Raw genomic sequence first — 16,859 nt, forward strand, 5'->3', positions numbered from 1 at the left:
CGGTGGTTTTGCCGGGTTGGGCACTTAACCGTGAGAATCGCAGCAGCAGATTCTCAAATTAACTGCATTTGCCCAGAAGCTCGCAGCTTGCCGGCTCTCGCTATCATGTTCTCGGCGGCGTCAGAGAATCTGGTCCGGTTGCCGCCCATCATGTGCCCGCGCAGCATCCGGAGCATTTCCGGACCTGCACGTTCGACGATAGTAACGCCTGCGAGCAGAGCCGGCCGTACGCGAGCGTTACCGCCAGTGCTGCGCGCAGCGATCCTGCTCGAGGCCTTGTCCCAAATCGAGGTGCTGTAGCATGCTGCCTGGCTCGGGCCGGTGCTGGTGGCCGCGCTGCTGCGGCAGGAAGGCGTTGCCGCCGGCATCTTGCCGGCCTGCACCTCGGTGCCAAGACCATTCCAAGAGAGCGCCGGCGCGCGAAAAGGAGCGGCGAGCGCTTGTTGGCGCTTATCGACGCCGTCCAGGAAGCGGCGCTCGCAGGGCTGAAGGAGCACGACCGGCTGGTGATGGCGAAGGGCCAGATGGAACGACGGCCGAGGCCGCGCCGCGCCAGTTCGAAGCTTCCTGAGCTGGTCGAGCTCGTGCTGTCGCGGCGCTCGCTTCGACCAGCATGATCCAGGATCGGCTAAAGGTAACAAAACAGGGAGCGCTCAATCTCATAGGCGAGCTCGGCCTGCGCGAGGTGACGGGGAGGGGACGGTTTCGCGCTTGGGGGATTATGCAGCTCAAACCCGGTCATTGAAATGATTCTGGCGACTTTACGAAGTTATCGAACTTGACGAACTTGCTTTTTGTAACCACATTGGTGACAACGAGAAGGAGGTTGTCACCATGGCCGCTCCAAAACGCAGCAATCATGGCGGGACCGCGTCGCATGCGGGAGTCGCCGCCCTGAGTTTCACCACAAAACTGCCGGCACAGGCGAACTTCAAAAAGGTGCTGCTGGAGCGGTACCAGGAAGCAATCGCACGCAGCCGCAAGTTCGAGCATCGCGTATCGTTCCGGGTCGAGGTCGACCCAGCCGCCGATGCGCAGACGATCACGCCGGTCGAGGAACAGCCCGTCGCTTCCGACGACGTGTTTCCCGTCGAAGACACAGGCAAGCCGGATGCCGAACTAGAGGCGGCTCTTGCCGCGGCACGCCAGCGTGGCCGCATGCGTGTCGCCGAAATTGTCGCCGGCGAGGACATGCTGAGTGCGGAAGCCTTCGCCAAGCTGCTCGGCACCTCGCGGGTGACAGTCAACGCCAGGCGGCAGAGCGGTCAGGTGCTGGGGATCGACGGCGCCAAGCGCGGCTTTCGCTTTCCCGGCTGGCAACTCGACAAGGACGGACGGCCGTTCGGCGCATTGTCCGCGCTCCACGCGGCGTTGGGCAACAGTGCCTGGGCGGTCTACCGGTTTCTGGTGTCGCGTCACGGCGCCCTCGATGGACGTACAGGTCTTCGTGCCCTTCAGCAAGGCGATGACGCCTTGGTGCTGGCCGCCGCGGAAGGTATGGCCAGAGGCGACTTCGACTGAATGCCTGGCGTTCCACCTCCACGCGATTTCGAGCGGGCAGAGCTTGAGATCGAGACGATACCGCCGGGCCGTACATTTGGACGGATCTACTGGGGCGCCTATCCTGATCCCCTCGGATACGGAAAGGCGCCAAGCCGTTTCAGCGATCCGCGGCGCCGTGTCGATGCAAATCGCTTTGGCGTCCTCTACCTCGGCGACACTCTGAAGGTGTGCTTCCTCGAGACCGTGCTTCGCGACCGACGCAAGGGACTTGTCGACGACCTTCCGATCGATGAGGTGGAGTTGATACGGCGACGTTACGCGGAAGTCACGACCAGGGCGGACCTTCGTCTGGTCGACCTCAGAGGCGACAATGCGGTCAGGATGGGCGTGCCAACCGATGTCGTTCGGGGGCAGCGCCATGTTATGAGGGGGGACCTATCCGGCGAAGATCGATAAGCTCGGATAGGGCCGGCGATATATCTCCCCTTCACGAACGCCGGTGCGCAAAAAAGTAGCCTGTCGCGTGATTTTATTTCGACTGCTGAACGCGCAATCGTTGCATATAACGACAAGCCTGAAGCCAAATTGGAGCCAGGCAGATGTCGTTCAAAGGCATTATTCCGCCCGTCACCACCCCTTTCCATGCGGACGGATCGATCGACCGGGACGGCTTCCGTGTGGTGGTCGAGCATCTGGTCGCATCGGGCGTGCACGGAATCATCGTCGGCGGCACCACCGGAGAATACTACGGGCAGTCGCGCGACGAGCGCGTCGGCCTGCTGAAGCTTGCCAAGACCATCATAAAAGGAAGGGTGCCGCTGATCGCCGGCGTCGGCGCTATCCGCACAGAGGACTGCATTGACTATGCGCTGGTCGCCAAGGACCTCAAATATGACGGTATCCTGATTGGCGCGCCATACTACGCCGTGCCAACACAGCTCGAACTGGCCAATCATGCGCTGGCGATCGACAAGGCCGCCAACCTCCCGGTCATGCTCTACAACTATCCCGGCCGGACCGGCACGATGATGGATCTCGAATTTCTGGACCGGGTCGGCCGCAGCACCAATTTCTGTGCCATCAAGGAATCCAGCGGCAGCATGAACCAATTACACGCGCTGGCGCGCGATTACCCGCATATCGACCTTTTCTGCGGCATGGACGATCAGGCGCTGGAGTTCTTCGCCTGGGGCGCCAAGGGGTGGGTCTGCGGGGCCGGCAATTGCCTGCCGACGGAGCACATCGCGCTCTACGAAGCCTGTGTCGTCGAGAAGGATTTCACCAAAGGCCGGCTGATCATGTCGGCGCTGCTGCCCTTGATGCGCGTCCTCGAGCAGGGCGGCAAGTTCGTGCAGAGCATCAAGTTCGGTTGCGAGTTGGCCGGATTGCCGGCCGGGCCTGTGCGCCGGCCGATGCGGGCGCTCGACGACGAGCAGAAGCGTGAACTCGAGACGACGATCCGCACCCTTAAAACCGTCATCGCCGCCATCACCGCAAAATCCCAGAAGAGGGCTTCCGAAAATGTCATCGCTATTAACGCGTGATGAGTACCAGAACCTGGCGGACAGCCTTCCGCTGCCCGCCAATGCGGTGATCGATGGCAAGGCACGCGCGGCGCAATCGGGGGAGACATTCGAGACCATCAACCCCGCGACGGGGCAGGTGATCGCCAGGATCGCTTCCTGCGGTGAGGCCGACGTCGATCTTGCTGTCGAGAAGGCGCGGCTGGCGTTTGAATCAGGTGTCTGGTCGCGCGCGCATCCAAGCGAGCGCAAGCGGGTTCTGCGCCGTCTCGTCAAGCTGATGGAGCGCAACGCCCATGAGCTTGCGGTGCTCGAGACGCTCGAAAGCGGCAAGCCAATCTACGACGTAGAGACGATCGACATCCCCGAGGCTCTGCATTGTCTCGAATGGCACGCGGAGGCCACCGATAAACTCTACGGCCAGACTTCACCCTCGGGCGACGACGTCGTGTCGCTGATCGTGCGCCAGCCGCTCGGCGTGGTCGCCTGCGTTTTGCCCTGGAATTTCCCGATCCTGATGCTGGCCTGGAAGATCGGCCCGGCGCTCGCAACCGGCAACTCCGTCATCGTGAAGCCCGCAGAGCAGACCAACATGTCGACGCTGCGGATTGCCGAGCTGGCGCATGAGGCCGGGTTGCCGCCGGGCATCCTGCAGATCGTCACCGGTCCGGGCGAGATCACGGGCAAGGCACTCGGAATGCATGCGGATGTCGACATGGTTGCCTTCACCGGTTCCACCGATATCGGCCGGAAATTCCTGGAATATTCGGCCAGGTCCAATCTCAAGCGCATCGTGCTCGAATGCGGCGGCAAGAACCCGTGTATCGTGCTGGACGATGCCGAGAACCTTGACGTCGTCGCGCAACATGTCACTCAGGCCGTCTTCTGGAACATGGGCGAGAACTGCTCCTCCAACTCGCGCCTGATCGTGCACGAGAAGATCAAGGACCGTCTGGTCGAGACCGTCCTTCACAAGCTCAAGGAATGGCCTCTGGGCGAGCCGCTGGATCCTGGCAACCGGCTGGGCGCCATCGTGTCGAAAGAGCAGTTTGACCGCATCATGGGCTACATCAAAAAGGGGCGCGCGGAAGGCGCCAGGATCGTTACGGGCGGCAACGCCCATAAGCATGGCAAAGGCTATTTCATCGAACCGACCGTGTTCGACGATGTCACGCCGGAAATGACGATTGCACGTGAGGAGATTTTTGGCCCGGTCCTGTCGGTCATCAAGGTGGCGAGCGCCGGCGAGGCGGTCCGCGTCGCCAACGACACGCAATACGGGCTTGCCGCCTCGATCTTTACCGCCAATCTCGGCAAGGCGCATCGGATCGCGCGCGACATCCGCGCTGGCACGGTGACCATCAACTGCTACGGCGAAGGGGACATCACGACCCCGTTCGGCGGTTATAAGCTGTCGGGCTTCGGCGGACGGGACAAGTCGCTTCACGCCCACGACCAATACACCGAGCTCAAGACCATCTGGGCGGACATCTCCGATCAGACGGTCGCGCGCGCGGTCGACTAAGCCGACCAATCATGAGCATGCACGTCGCCGTAAGGACCCCTGCCGACATCAACATGTCTGGCTGGTACGGGCTCCTGCCTGCTCCGCCACCCGCCCAGATCCTGCGTGGGCGGCAAACGGCGGACTGGGTCATCGTCGGCGCCGGATTCTCCGGTCTGGCTGCCGCGCGCCGGCTGTCGCAGCTGGTACCCGGCGAGCGCATCGTCGTGGTCGATGCCCAGCGTGTCGGCTGGGGCGCGGCCGGGCGGAACTCGGGCTTTATGATCGACCTGCCGCACGAGCTCGGCGGCGAGAATTATGGCGGTACCCCGGATCACGATCGCAAGCGCATCCGCATGAACCGCGCCGCGATCGAATTCTCGGGTTCGGCGGCGGACGAATATGGATTGCAGCGGTTTTTTGTTCGGGCCGGCAAGTTCCATGGCGCCGCCACCGATCACGGTCTTGCCGTCCTACGCGAGTTCGAAAACCACCTAACCGGCCTCGACGAGCCGTTCGAGCGGCTCGATGGGCAGCAGCTGAAGAAAATCACCGGAACCGATTTCTTCGTCGGCGGCACATTCACGCCGGGCACGGTCATGGCGCAACCGGCAGGCTTCATTCGGGGGCTCGCCGAGGGTTTGTCGAACCGCGTTCACCTGTTCGAGAACTCTCCAGTCACCTCGCTGCAGACCGGCAAATTGCATACCGTGAAAACGAGCGAGGGGGAGATCACGGCCCCTCGGTTGATTCTCACCGTCAACGGTCATCTCGAAAGCTTCGGGTTCTTCAAGAAGCGCCTGCTGCATGTCTTCACGTACGCCAGCATGACCAGGCCCCTCTCCAAGAGTGAGCAGGCCGCCCTGGGTGGAGAGCCGCATTGGGGCTTGATTCCGGCCGACCCTATGGGATCAACCCTGCGGCGCGTCGGCGACAGGATCGTGGTGCGCAATACCTTCACTTACAACCCCGCAATGTCCACGAGCGAGAAGCAGATCAGGCAGATCGGCGCGGCGCACGATCGATCCTTTCGCGCGCGCTTCCCGATGCTGCGTGACATAGCGATGGAGTTTCGGTGGGGTGGCCATCTGTGCCTTTCTCTAAACTCCGCGCCCGCGTTTGGGGAAATCGAGGAGCGGGTGTTCGTTGCCGGCTGCTGCAATGGCTTGGGTACGGTCCAGGGTACTCTCTACGGAATGCTGGCCGCCGACCTTGCGGTCGGCCGCGATGACCCGATGGTTGCGGACGCTTTGAACGAGCCTGCGCCCGGCCGGCTTTATCCTGAACCGTTGATGTCGATCGGGGCGCCACTGAAGCTGTGGGCGATGCAGAGACGAGCAGGCAAGGAACTCTAGATTAGGTCTCGCGTTCTTGTGCCGCCACCTCCCGGATCCAACTGCGGAGGCTCTCGGCGGCAGGGGAAAGCTTCCGATTGGGATTCCAGGTGAGATAGTAACCGCCCGGTGCTGGCAACTCGAGGTCAGTCAGTCTGACCAGTTTTCCTTCGTCGATCTGTGTCTTGACAAGGCGGTGCCAGCCAACGGCTATGCCTTGGTCAGCCTGGGCAGCCTGAAGCGCCACGAAGAACTTGCCGAAGCGCCGACCTCGGGTCGGGCCATGTAGAACCCCCGTGCGCCGCAAAACCTCATCCCAGCCGGCCCAATCAGGATCAACCCAGTCGACGTGCAACAGTGGCAGGTCTGCTAATGATTCCGCGGTTGCATCCCGATGCCCGTTCGCAAAGCCCGGCCCGCAAACGGGGTAAATGGTCTCGTCGAAAAGGAGCTCGGCACTTTCGTCAGGCCAGGAACCGAAACCATAACGGATGCGCAATTCGACTTCGGCGCGGCGGTAGTCCCGAGGATTGTCGGAGATGAGGTGGTCAACGGAAATGTCCTGGTGCCGCGTCCAGAACTCCGGCATGCGAGGGATCAGCCACATAGATGCGAAAGCGTCCGAGCAAGCCAGGGTAACGTTCTTCGAACGATCGCCGCGCTTCACATTTCGCACAATCTCTGCGGCCCGAGAGAAGCTACTGGCCAAAACGCCGTAGAGGTCCTCGCCGGCACTGGTGAGTGCGACGCCTGTTCCCAGCCGGGTAAACAACGGAACGCCGAGCTCGTCCTCGATCGCCTTGATCTGCCGGCTGACGGCACCGGGCGTGACATTCAGCTCTGCCGCTGCCTGCTTAAACGATAGATGCCTGGCGGATGCTTCGAATACGGCAAGGGTCGTGAGCGACGGTAACTCGTAATATCGCCGAACCATCCCTAGCCTCCCGACTTTGGCCGCAGCGAACGACAGAACGGCGTGTTGTGCAATACCCGCGAAAGGCAGAGGGCACGAATTCAGCCGTTTGAGCCTGTCGGTTCACAACACCAGATGATCGCCGGTCGACTTCATCGGGCGGATGGCAATCATTGCCTTGTGTAGCGGCATGCGCCGGCTGCCGCGAAAATCAACCGTGAGATGCTGGAAGAAATAATATCACTTGGCAGGCTACTTTTTTGCGCAGCCGCTCGTTTCGGGAGTCGTGCTACGGCTGACCGCAACTGGCAGCCGGTGAAATATGAAGTTGGACCGCCTCCCGTTACCTACGGCCTAGCGCAGGCCCGTCGTAGTGGGCCTTCGCCATCTAACATCGACCGGCTCTGGTCCGAACCACTACGAGCCGAATGTGGCTCGGGTGACATCGAGTCTGAGACTCGCCCGTAACGACAACAACTCCAGGAGGGTTCAATGGGATTTTTCAAAAGCAATGGCGACCGCGTTCCCTGCGTCATCACGCAAATGGCCGCCGACGTTCGGAGCGGCCAAATGGATCGACGCGAGTTCCTGGCCATGGCCAGCGCGCTCGGAGCATCGACAGCGCTGGCCTACGGTATGGCCGGTTTGGCGATGCCCACGCGGGCACTTGCCCAAGAAGGCACCAGGGGCGGAACGTTGCGTGTAGCGATAGCGGTCAAGGAGCAAAAGGATCCACGGACCTATGACTGGGTGGAGATGGCCAACATCTCGCGTACCTGGCTCGAGCCGTTGGTACGCTACACACGTGAATTCACCTTCGAGCCGGTACTTCTGGAGAGTTGGGACGTCAACGACGACGCTACCGAATACGTGTTCCACGTTCGCAAGGACGTCACCTGGAACAACGGCGACGCTTTCAACGCAGACGATGTGATCTACAATCTGAATCGCTGGTGCGACAAGAATGCCAGCGGCAACTCGATGGCCGCGCGCGTCAGCTCGCTCGTCGATGCCGCCACCGGCAAAGCACGCGAGGGCGCAATCACCAAGGTCGACGACCATACGCTCAAGCTCAAGCTCGAAGCCTCGGACATTTCGATTATTCCTGGAATGACCGACTATCCAGCGCTGGTGGTTCACCGCAACTTCGATACCGACGGCGCCAACCCGGTGGCCAAGCCAATCGGAACCGGAGCCTTCGAGCTTGTTTCCTATGACGTTGGCCAGAAGGCGGTGGTAAAGCGTCGCGAGAACGGCAAGTGGTGGGGCGGTGAGGCGCTTCTCGACGGCGTCCAGTTTATTGACTACGGCACCGACCCGAATGCGACCGTGAATGCGTTCGAGTCGGGCGAGGTCGACGTGAACAACGAGACCGGCGCGGAGTTCGTCGACATTCTGACCGGGATGGGGCTGAAGTCGACGGAGATCCAGACGGCGACGACGATCGTGGCCCGCACGAACGTCACTCATAAGCCATATGACGACAAGCGCGTGCGCAACGCGCTGCAGATGGCCGTCGACAATGCGGTCGTGCTCCAGCTTGGCTATGCCGGGCGCGGCACAGTGGCCGAGAACCACCATGTTGCCCCGATCCACCCGGAATACGCTGAGTTGCCGAAAAAAACGCCCGACGTGGAAGGCGCCAAGAAACTGCTGGAAGAGGCCGGCCAAGCCGACTTCGAGCATGAGATCATCACGGTGGACGACGACTGGAACAAGAGCACGGGCGACGCGATTGCCGGACAACTCAGAGACGCAGGCATCAAGGTCAAGCGCACCGTGCTTCCAGGTTCAACGTTCTGGAACGATTGGACGAAGTTTCCCTACTCGCTCACCGTCTGGTATATGCGGCCGCTCGGCGTTCAGATTCTAGCGCTGGCCTACCGTACGGGCGAGGCCTGGAATGAAACGGCTTATTCCAACCCGGAATTCGACGCCAAGCTGAAGGAGGCACTCTCCATCAGCGATCCCGACAAGCGCAAGGCGGTGATGAAGGAGGTCGAATTTATCCTCCAGGACTCGGGCATCATCATCCAAGCTTATTGGCAAAAACTCTACAACCATATGAACAAGAAAGTGCAGAACTACTCGATCCACCCGACCTTTCAGATGGACCTTCAAACGGTCTGGCTGCAGCAGGCGTGACGCATCGCTCCAACACGGAAGCAAGCCGGCATTTCTCAATGCCGGCTTGTTTCGTTGGTATGCCCCTTGTCGGGGAAGCAGCGCGACGGACGATGAGTTCACCCTCCCGAGCTTTCCGACTACGAGCTCTTGCCGCAGGTGGGTGCGCGCGCATCGCAGCGCGTCTGCTGGCGCTTTTATCAACCCGCGCGTGAGACTTTTGCAGTAGGTCAAATCTTGGGCTTCCGGCAATAGTTCGAGCGGCTCACACGGGCCGCACTATCTGTTCCTGGAGGCCGGCATGACTGCTCAACAACTGCAAGTTTCTCGTAGGGGAGGGAGGGAAGCGCGGCGCACGATCCGCACAGCGCCGAAAACCGAGATGCTTCCCACGTTGACGCGCGGCCTTCCCGTCGTTGAGCCGATGAACGCCGAACAGGTCGAGCGGATTCATCAGGCGTCGCTCGCCATTCTGGAGGACGTCGGTGTGGTTTTCCGCGATCCGATCGCGATCGAGGACTGGAAGAGAGTCGGTGCCGACGTGCGGGCGGACGACCGCGTCCATCTCGACCGCGGGCTGGTTATGGAGCTGATCAGGACCATTCCTCCCAGCATCGAATATTTCGCGCGCGATCCGGCGAAGAACGTCGAACTCGGTGGGCCGAAGTCGATCTTCGTGCCGATGACCGGCGCGCCCTACATGCGCGACCTCGACGATGTCAGGCGCGGGCCGACGATCGCGGACCTCGGCACCTTCCATAAGCTGGCGCATATGATGCCGGCGCTGCATTCATCGGCCCACCATATCGTCGAGCCAATGGACATCGTCGTCGCGCACCGGCACTTGCACATCACCTATTCATCGATGAAGCACTCCGACAAGATCTTCATGGGCATGACCACCTCGCCCAAGAATGCCGAGGATGTGCTCGATATGTGCGAGGTCCTGTTTGGGAAGGACTTCCTCGAGACGCACGCGGTCACCACGGGCAATTGCAACGGCAACTCGCCGCTGGTGTGGGACCAGGTGATGCTTGGCGCCATGCGCGCCTTCTGCCGGCGCAACCAGCCGGTGCTTTGCTCTCCCTTCGTTCTTGGTGGCGCGAACACGCCGGCCTCCACCGCGGCGGCGGTCGCGCAGCTCAATGCCGAGGCGCTTTCCGCGCTCGCCTATACGCAGGTGGTGCGCAAGGGCTGCCCAGCGATCTACGGACACTACCTCTCGACCGTCTCGATGCAGTCGGGCGCGCCGATGGCGGGAACACCGGAAATCTCGCTGATGAACTTCATGATCGGCCAGATGGCGCGCCGCTACAACGTACCATGGCGCACATCGAACCTGCTCGGCGGCGCCAAGGTATTCGATGCGCAGGCCGGCTATGAGAGCGCCATGACCATGATGGCCGTGCTGATGTCGGGCGCCAACTACATCTGGCATTCGGCCGGCTGGAATGAAGCAGGCATGCACTGCTCGATCGCGAAATTCGTCGTCGACGCCGAGGTCTGCTCCATGGGCTATCGAATGACGCAAGGAATACAATGGGACGACTTCGACGAGGCCCTGGCCGCCGTGCGCGACGTCGGGCCCGGCGGCCATTATCTTGGCCATCCGCATACGCAGGCCAACTTCGAGCGCGCCTTCTTCATCCCAAAACTGTTCGACAACAACTCGATCGAGCAGTGGTACGCGGACGGCGCCAAGGACATCAAGCAGCGGGCGCTGGAGCATGCACGCCGGCTTCTGGCCGAGTATGAAGAACCTAAGCTCGATGCCGCGAAGGACGAGGAGCTGCGCGCCTATATCGAACGGCGGTCCCGCGAGATCCCTGCGGTGGATGCATTGAATGAGGAATTCTGAGCGTGCGCATCGATCGGATCAACGTCTATGCGGCCCAGTTGCCGGTCAAAGGCGGTGTCTACCGCATGGCGAGCGACGACGTGCAGTCGCTGGACAGTACCCTCATCGAAATTGTGACGAATGACGGGCTGGTCGGCTGGGGCGAGACCTGCCCGATCGGTCCGGTCTACCAGCCGCACCACGCGCTCGGCGCTCGCGCCGCGATCGCCGAAATCGCGCCCGGGCTCATCGGTGCGGAGATCGCCTCGATCAGGCTGCTGGCGAAACGAATGGACGAGCGCCTGAACGGACACGGCTATGCCAAGGCCGCGTTCGACATGGCCTTCCTCGACTTGCTTGGACAAAAGCTCGGTGTGCCGGTTTCGACGTTGCTGGGCGGCGCGCTGACGGATCGCGTGCCCGCCTATTATTCGCTGATCGTCGGGCCGCCGGAGGAAACGGCAAGGATCGCCGCCGAGAAGGTGAGGGCAGGCTATCCTCGCCTGCAGGTCAAGATCGGAGGGCGCGACCTCGAGGAGGACGTAGCCGTCGTGCACAAGGTCTGGGAAGCCATCGGCTACAAGGCGCGGATCGCGGTCGACGGCAACCGGGGCCTGACGGTCGTCTCCGCGATCCATCTCGACCGGCTTTGCCAGGCGATCCCCTTCGTCTTCGAGCAACCCTGCAACACCATGGATGAGGTCGCTACACTGAAGGGTCGCGTGACGCATCCTGTCTATCTGGACGAGAACACCGAGGACCAGAACGCGGTGCTCAAGGCAATCTCGCTCGGCATCGCCGACGGCTTCGGCTTCAAGGTAACGCGGCTCGGGGGTCTCACCAAGATGACGACCGTGCGCGATCTTTGCGCCATTCGCTCGTTGCCGCATAGCTGCGATGATGCCTGGGGCGGCGACATCATCGCGGCGGCATGTGTCCACCTAGCTGCCACAATCGAGCCGCGCCGCATGGAGGGCGCGTGGATCGCACAGGAATATATCGATGGGCATTTTGACGCGAAGCACCCGGTCGTCATCGAAAAGGGTCACATCCCTGTGCCACAGGGGCCCGGGCTGGGCGTGAAACCCGAACCCGGCATGTTTGGCAAACCGGTGGTCACATACGGGGGCCGATGAACGCGCCGGCCAACATCAGCGCATTGAAGGGGCTGACCACGCCGCAAACGGCAATGGCGGCCGCCCGTCCGTTTGATGTCGCGGTGCTGGTATTGCCCGGCTGTTCCCACCTCGCGCTTCACGCCTATATCGAGCCGTTCCGCATCGCCAATGCAGTCTCCCGGTTGCCGCTGTTCCGCTGGCAGATCGTGGGAACGAGCCACCGCCAACCCCGTACGGCCGTTCGCGCGACTGGAGGAGAGCATCGACGTCGACGTCGCCATCGTGGGTGGCGGGTTCACGGGAATTTCACGGCCGTCGAGATGGCCGAACGCGGGGTGCGGGTTGCCGTGCTCGAAGCGAACCGCGTGGCCTGGGGAGCATCCAGCCGCAATGGCGGGCAGATAACGGGTTCGCTTTCGGGCGACCGGGCAATGCTGAAGCATTTCAGCCGCAAGCTTGGACGAGGCGCTGCCGAATTCATCTGGAACCTCCGCTGGCGTGGCCACGACATCATCGAGAAATACGCGATCCGATGCGATCTGAAATTTGGCCACATGCAGGCCGCCTCGCCGAACTGGAGGACATGTATCGCACCGCTTGCGAGCGCGGCATGGAGAACGAGATCGAATTCGTGTGGGGGCGGCTGTAAGCGATGTCGTGGGCTGATGTTGAAGCATTGCCTTCGCGGTTGGCCGATTTGCCGGCAAATCATAGCGAAGACCCTTCACGCTTTGCGTACTCACTCGCGCAAGTGCATCGACCAGCTTCTTCTCATAGCCGGAGTCGTAGGGCACCCAGTTCTTGGCCATCAGCGCCATCTTCTCAGTGACCGCAAGTCCGGCCGGGTGAGGCCGAAGGTCGCGACCGCGATCAGATGGGAGGCCTCATCCGCGCCCCAGAGCAAAAGCTCGCTTTCGAAACGAGCCTGAAGCCGTCGCTGAAGCACGTCATCGAGCAGGAACACGAATCCTTGGCATATGCTTGATGACCAGTTTTTGATCGCTGCGCTCCGGCGCAGACTCCTTGACCTCGCCGATGGCTCCGGCACTAACAGCACATCACTCAGCGGCGCGCTCTTGACCGTCATCCGGCGGGCGCTTCGATGAGGTGCCAGCGGATGTTCCACCAATGCCGCTTGTCGGCCCATCGCGATGCTTCGCCGCCATGGCTGCGACGACATCAAGGCTCAGCCTCCGGGAACCTACGGTCGCGCGCGAGCTTCGCCAGTTCGGAGCTCAGGCATTCGTCGATCAGGACGCAGGCAGATCGTCGAGACCCTTATCGAACGTCGCCGTGTAGATCAAAACATCTAAAAATGGAGATCGCCCTGGCAAATTTTCGCTTGACAGCGTATCGCAATTGCACTGAAATGTCAGTGTAATGTTGATTGGCTGTGGATGGCATGAAAAAGTACGACCCCCTTACGTTCTGGAAATTCCTTCGCTTCGGGCCCGGCAATACCACCTATGCCTGCCCGGGCCTGAAAACGCTGTCGGTCTATTGCCGGGGAAACCGTGAGCAGATGCAAAGGCTGCTCGAACCTTTGCCTTTCGAATTGGCCGATGACCGGTTCGTGGTCTCGATTGCGGATTTCAGCAACAATTCCGGCCGTACCTATTACGATGCAGCCATCATTTTGCCGATCCGCTACGGCGAACATGTCGGCGGAACTTATTATTTCGAATACGAGGACAAGCATACGACCGTTGCCGGAGGGCGTGAACTTTGGGGCTATCCCAAGCATTTCGCGCGCATCGAGATGGAAGGAACGCCCGAGGGTTTTCGCGGCAAGACGTCGCTTTACGACGACCTCATGTTCGAGATTGCAGTCGAATTCGACTCATCTGTAAACCGAGACGCCTGGGCGGACCTGCAGCTCTTTCCGCACTACCAGGTGCGAGCGGTGCCTGAGGTCAATGGTCCGGGCTTCCAGTCCTTCGACATCATCAGCCGTAACACGATCAAGGATTACAAACTGATCGAACGGAAAGTCGGGCGCGGCCGTGTCTCGCTCGGTCCTGTCATAGCAGTCGGCGATGAGCGGCTGCGCATCGAAGAGGTGTTAGGCGCGGAACACACCGTGGGTGATTTCGCCTCAACCCCGGAGAACGGCGTACCCACTGTGGTCGCTTCGCTCATCTGAGCGGTTCCGGTTGCCCGGTTGAGAGTTGGGCCAACCATCCGCTCGCGAGAAAAGGCGCTTCACTTAATAACTAAAAGCTCCATCCAGAGGGAAAACGTGAAATGAAGAATCTTCTTAACAAGACGTGGTTCACTTCTTCTGTTGTCGCGATGCTGGCGGTAGCCTCGGTTCTGCCGACAGTAGCCCAGGCCGGCAACTTCGGCCGTTGCGAAATCCGCGAGAACGTTTCCAAACACGCGTTGTCGCCGGCGCATAACGGCGTGCTCACCATCGCCGTGCCGCTTCCCTCGCCACAGGCCTATCAAGGCAACACTCCCGAGACGATCGACGGCGGCTATTTGTATTGCCTCGGCGCAGAGATCGCCAACCGTGGTGGCGTCGACAAGATCGTCGTCAAGAACGCGTCTTTTGAGTCGCTGGTTACCGGCAAAGCAGGCGATTTCGACATGTCTATCTGGGATCTCTTTCCTACCGAGGAGCGAAAGAAATCCGTCGATTTTTCTGATAGCTACCGCTTTACCGATACGGGTGTGATCGCCAAGTCGAGCAGCGATGTTACCGACAAGACGCTGGCTGCCAAGCGCATAGGCGTGCTCCTGGGGTCGGTGCAGGAGAAATTCGTTCGCGAAAAGCTGAAGCCGACCAGCGACCTACGGATTTTTCAGTCCAATGACGACATGTGGGCAGCGTTGATGGCCAACCAGATTGACGCCGCGCTTGCCGACACCGAGACTGCCCTGCCGCGCGCGACCGCCTCCAACGGCGCGTTGAAAGTCTTCGGGCGCTATCCGATCGGCGGCGATGTCGCGATCCTGTTCCCAATGGGCTCGAAGAACGTGGAACCTACCAACCAGATTCTGAAGGACATGCGAGCCGACGGATCGCTGGAGGCCATCGAGACCAAGTGGCTGGCACCGATCCTGGGAGCCCCCGTCTCCTCGATCCCGGAGTGGTCCGTCGAATGATGAGGGTCAGGCTCCAGGACGTGCGCGGCACAGCGGTCCCGGCCGCCCGGCAGACGCCGCCGCTACGGACTGGCTGGGCGGTGGCGATCGCTGCCGTCCTTGCGGCTGGATCGGCCTGCGCTGCCTTCCTGGCAGGCGCCAACGTCGGCGCGCTGGTCGGGCAGGGCACAGGCTTGCCCGGTGGTGTTCTGGCCGCTCTGTGCGTGCTGGCGGTGCTTGCCGGCCTCATCGGCCGTGCAGTCTCGGCGCGCGTCCGGTCGACCGAGGCCTGGTCGGCCGGCCGCTTTGTGGAAGCCCGCGTGGAAGCGGCTCATGCGCGGCATCACGCCTTCACCGCGGTTGGCGCGGGCGGGTTCCTCCTGCCCTGCCTAGCCATCGTGACGTTCGTCACCATCAACGATGCCGTCGTCTACAAGACCTTCCTGCGCGGCGACGTCATCCTCGCCAGCCTCCTCGACGTCACCAAGGCCTTTGGCGTCAACGTCTCCATCGCGGTAGGCGCCCAGGTGCTGTCGATGCTGATCGGGCTGCTGCTCGCCATCGGCCGTTCCTTGCAAGGATCGAGCTTCGCCCTGGTGCGGGCTTTCTGCATCGCGTATGTCGACATCTTCCGCAGCCTGCCCGCCATCGTCATCATCTACCTGGTGTGCTTCGGCGTGCCTTTGATGGGCATCCCTGTCATCAGCGACGGCCAGCCTATGCTCTATGCCATCGTCGCGCTTTCGTTGACCTACGCCGCCTACAACGGCGAACAGATTCGCGCCGGCCTGCAGGGCATCCATCGCAGCCAGGTTTCCGCGGCGCTTTCGCTAGGCATTCCGCCCTCCGCGGTGCTGCGCCTCATCGTGCTGCCGCAGGCGATGCGCCGCATCGCCGGTCCGCTGCTCGGCAATTTCATTGCGCTTCAGAAGGATACGGCCCTGGTCAACATCGTCGGCATCGTCGACGCCTTTACGCAGGCCAAGATCTATTCCGCCAACTACTACAACCTGTCGTCGGTCACCGTCGTCTGCATCCTCTTCATCGCCATCACGATCCCTCAGACGCGGCTGGTCGATTATCTCGTCGCCCGCGCCGATTCGAAGGAAGGCCGCTGAGATGGATGCGCTCATCGAACTCAAGGGCGTCGGCAAGGCCTACGGCCATGTCCGCGTCATCGACGGCATCGACCTTGATATCCCGCGTCATTCGGTTGTGTCGCTGATCGGCGCGTCCGGCTCGGGCAAGTCTACTTTGCTGCGCTGCCTTAACGGCCTGGAGGAGGTGCAGGAAGGCGAGATCAGCTTCGACGGTGAGGTCATCTCCGGGCCTGGCGTCGACCATGTCGCGCTCAGGCGGCGCATCGGCATGGTCTTCCAGAGCTATAATCTGTTTCCCCACATGTCGGTGCTGCGCAATTGCACGGTTGCCCTGCTCACCACGGGCGCATGCGGGCGCCGCGAGGCGGAAGAGCGCGCCCTGGCGATGCTGGAGCGCGTCGGCATGCGAGACAAGGCCGGTTCCTTTCCCGACCAACTCTCCGGCGGCCAGCAACAGCGCGTGGCCATCGCCCGCACCATGATCATGCAGCCGCAGGTCCTCTTGCTCGACGAGATCACCTCTGCTCTCGACCCGGAACTGGTCATGGAGGTGCTGGACCTCGTGCGCGACCTGGCCAAGCAGGGTATGACGATGCTCTTGACGACACACGAGATGAGCTTCGCCCGGGAGATTTCCGACAAGGTCTGCTTCCTCTACGGTGGCAGAATCCTCGAAGAGGGGCCTGCCGAGCAGGTCTTCGGAGCGCCCCGCGAGGCGGCCACGCAATCTTTCCTGCGGCGGGTGACTGCTGCGGGAAGGCTTTGAAGAATCGGGACGGGACGATGCGTCGCCACCATCAATCCTCTACGCGACCA

General features: G+C 61.6%; 16 protein-coding genes. 15 read left to right on the plus strand and 1 reads right to left on the minus strand.

Translation table 11 applies throughout. From position 1 onward, the window contains the following. Window positions 1–152: 152 nt before the first annotated feature. The 7 genes from FJ546_RS20350 to FJ546_RS20375 all read left to right on the plus strand — a co-directional run bounded on the left by FJ546_RS20350 (window position 153) and on the right by FJ546_RS20375 (window position 5,885). Window positions 153–617 carry a DUF1612 domain-containing protein gene (locus FJ546_RS20350; protein ID WP_246686890.1) on the plus strand — a complete coding sequence of 155 codons (465 nt, stop codon included), beginning with the start codon at window positions 153–155 and terminating at the stop codon, window positions 615–617. Next, window positions 614–745 carry a helix-turn-helix domain-containing protein gene (locus FJ546_RS31640; protein ID WP_246686891.1) on the plus strand — a complete coding sequence of 44 codons (132 nt, stop codon included), beginning with the start codon at window positions 614–616 and terminating at the stop codon, window positions 743–745. Before FJ546_RS20350 ends, FJ546_RS31640 begins: the two co-directional genes overlap by 4 nt. An 89-nt stretch (window positions 746–834) precedes the next feature. After that, the gene (locus FJ546_RS20355) at window positions 835–1,521 is read left to right on the plus strand and encodes an XRE family transcriptional regulator (RefSeq protein WP_140890954.1); all 687 of its coding nucleotides are present in this window, start codon (window positions 835–837) and stop codon (window positions 1,519–1,521) included. Further along, the gene (locus tag FJ546_RS20360) at window positions 1,522–1,959 is read left to right on the plus strand and encodes an RES family NAD+ phosphorylase (RefSeq protein ID WP_140890955.1); all 438 of its coding nucleotides are present in this window, start codon (window positions 1,522–1,524) and stop codon (window positions 1,957–1,959) included. It begins immediately after the preceding gene. 143 nt (window positions 1,960–2,102) lie between these two features. Then, on the plus strand, window positions 2,103–3,047 hold the full coding sequence (locus FJ546_RS20365) for a dihydrodipicolinate synthase family protein (RefSeq protein ID WP_140890956.1): 945 nt from the start codon (window positions 2,103–2,105) through the stop codon (window positions 3,045–3,047). Continuing rightward, window positions 3,025–4,551 (plus strand): aldehyde dehydrogenase, encoded by a 1,527-nt coding sequence (locus FJ546_RS20370; protein WP_140890957.1) that lies wholly within the window; start codon window positions 3,025–3,027, stop codon window positions 4,549–4,551. Before FJ546_RS20365 ends, FJ546_RS20370 begins: the two co-directional genes overlap by 23 nt. Before the next feature lie 11 nt (window positions 4,552–4,562). Beyond that, complete coding sequence (locus FJ546_RS20375) at window positions 4,563–5,885, plus strand: FAD-binding oxidoreductase (RefSeq protein ID WP_210243112.1); 1,323 nt, start codon at window positions 4,563–4,565, stop codon at window positions 5,883–5,885. A 1-nt stretch (window position 5,886) separates the two neighbouring features. Here the strand turns inward: FJ546_RS20375 and FJ546_RS20380 are convergent, their stop codons facing one another. After that, complete coding sequence (locus FJ546_RS20380) at window positions 5,887–6,798, minus strand: LysR substrate-binding domain-containing protein (RefSeq protein WP_140890958.1); 912 nt, start codon at window positions 6,796–6,798, stop codon at window positions 5,887–5,889. Window positions 6,799–7,269: 471 nt separating this feature from the next. Here FJ546_RS20380 and FJ546_RS20385 point away from each other — a divergent pair, with 471 nt between their 5' ends. The 8 genes from FJ546_RS20385 to FJ546_RS20425 all read left to right on the plus strand — a co-directional run bounded on the left by FJ546_RS20385 (window position 7,270) and on the right by FJ546_RS20425 (window position 16,809). Further along, window positions 7,270–8,922: an ABC transporter substrate-binding protein gene (locus FJ546_RS20385; protein WP_140890959.1), complete on the plus strand. Its 1,653-nt coding sequence runs from the start codon at window positions 7,270–7,272 to the stop codon at window positions 8,920–8,922. Window positions 8,923–9,202: 280 nt separating this feature from the next. Further along, entirely contained in the window at window positions 9,203–10,759 is a 1,557-nt protein-coding gene (locus FJ546_RS20390) for a trimethylamine methyltransferase family protein (protein WP_140890960.1), read from the plus strand. Window positions 10,760–10,761: 2 nt separating this feature from the next. Beyond that, window positions 10,762–11,874 carry a mandelate racemase/muconate lactonizing enzyme family protein gene (locus FJ546_RS20395; RefSeq protein ID WP_140890961.1) on the plus strand — a complete coding sequence of 371 codons (1,113 nt, stop codon included), beginning with the start codon at window positions 10,762–10,764 and terminating at the stop codon, window positions 11,872–11,874. Further along, window positions 11,871–12,785, plus strand: coding sequence for an FAD-dependent oxidoreductase (locus FJ546_RS32000; protein WP_348641988.1), 915 nt, complete (start codon window positions 11,871–11,873; stop codon window positions 12,783–12,785). The genes FJ546_RS20395 and FJ546_RS32000 overlap by 4 nt, the downstream gene beginning before the upstream one ends. 473 nt (window positions 12,786–13,258) lie before the next feature. Then, window positions 13,259–13,999 carry an acetoacetate decarboxylase family protein gene (locus tag FJ546_RS20410; RefSeq protein WP_140890962.1) on the plus strand — a complete coding sequence of 247 codons (741 nt, stop codon included), beginning with the start codon at window positions 13,259–13,261 and terminating at the stop codon, window positions 13,997–13,999. 101 nt (window positions 14,000–14,100) lie between these two features. Continuing rightward, window positions 14,101–14,964 (plus strand): ABC transporter substrate-binding protein, encoded by an 864-nt coding sequence (locus FJ546_RS20415; RefSeq protein WP_140890963.1) that lies wholly within the window; start codon window positions 14,101–14,103, stop codon window positions 14,962–14,964. Next, the gene (locus tag FJ546_RS20420) at window positions 14,961–16,061 is read left to right on the plus strand and encodes an amino acid ABC transporter permease (RefSeq protein ID WP_210243113.1); all 1,101 of its coding nucleotides are present in this window, start codon (window positions 14,961–14,963) and stop codon (window positions 16,059–16,061) included. Before FJ546_RS20415 ends, FJ546_RS20420 begins: the two co-directional genes overlap by 4 nt. A 1-nt stretch (window position 16,062) precedes the next feature. Continuing rightward, window positions 16,063–16,809 (plus strand): amino acid ABC transporter ATP-binding protein, encoded by a 747-nt coding sequence (locus FJ546_RS20425; protein ID WP_140890965.1) that lies wholly within the window; start codon window positions 16,063–16,065, stop codon window positions 16,807–16,809. The last annotated feature ends 50 nt before the right edge of the window (window positions 16,810–16,859 follow it).

The sequence above is a fragment of the Mesorhizobium sp. B2-4-19 genome (genome assembly GCF_006441315.1).
Classification (GTDB): Bacteria; Pseudomonadota; Alphaproteobacteria; order Rhizobiales; family Rhizobiaceae; genus Mesorhizobium.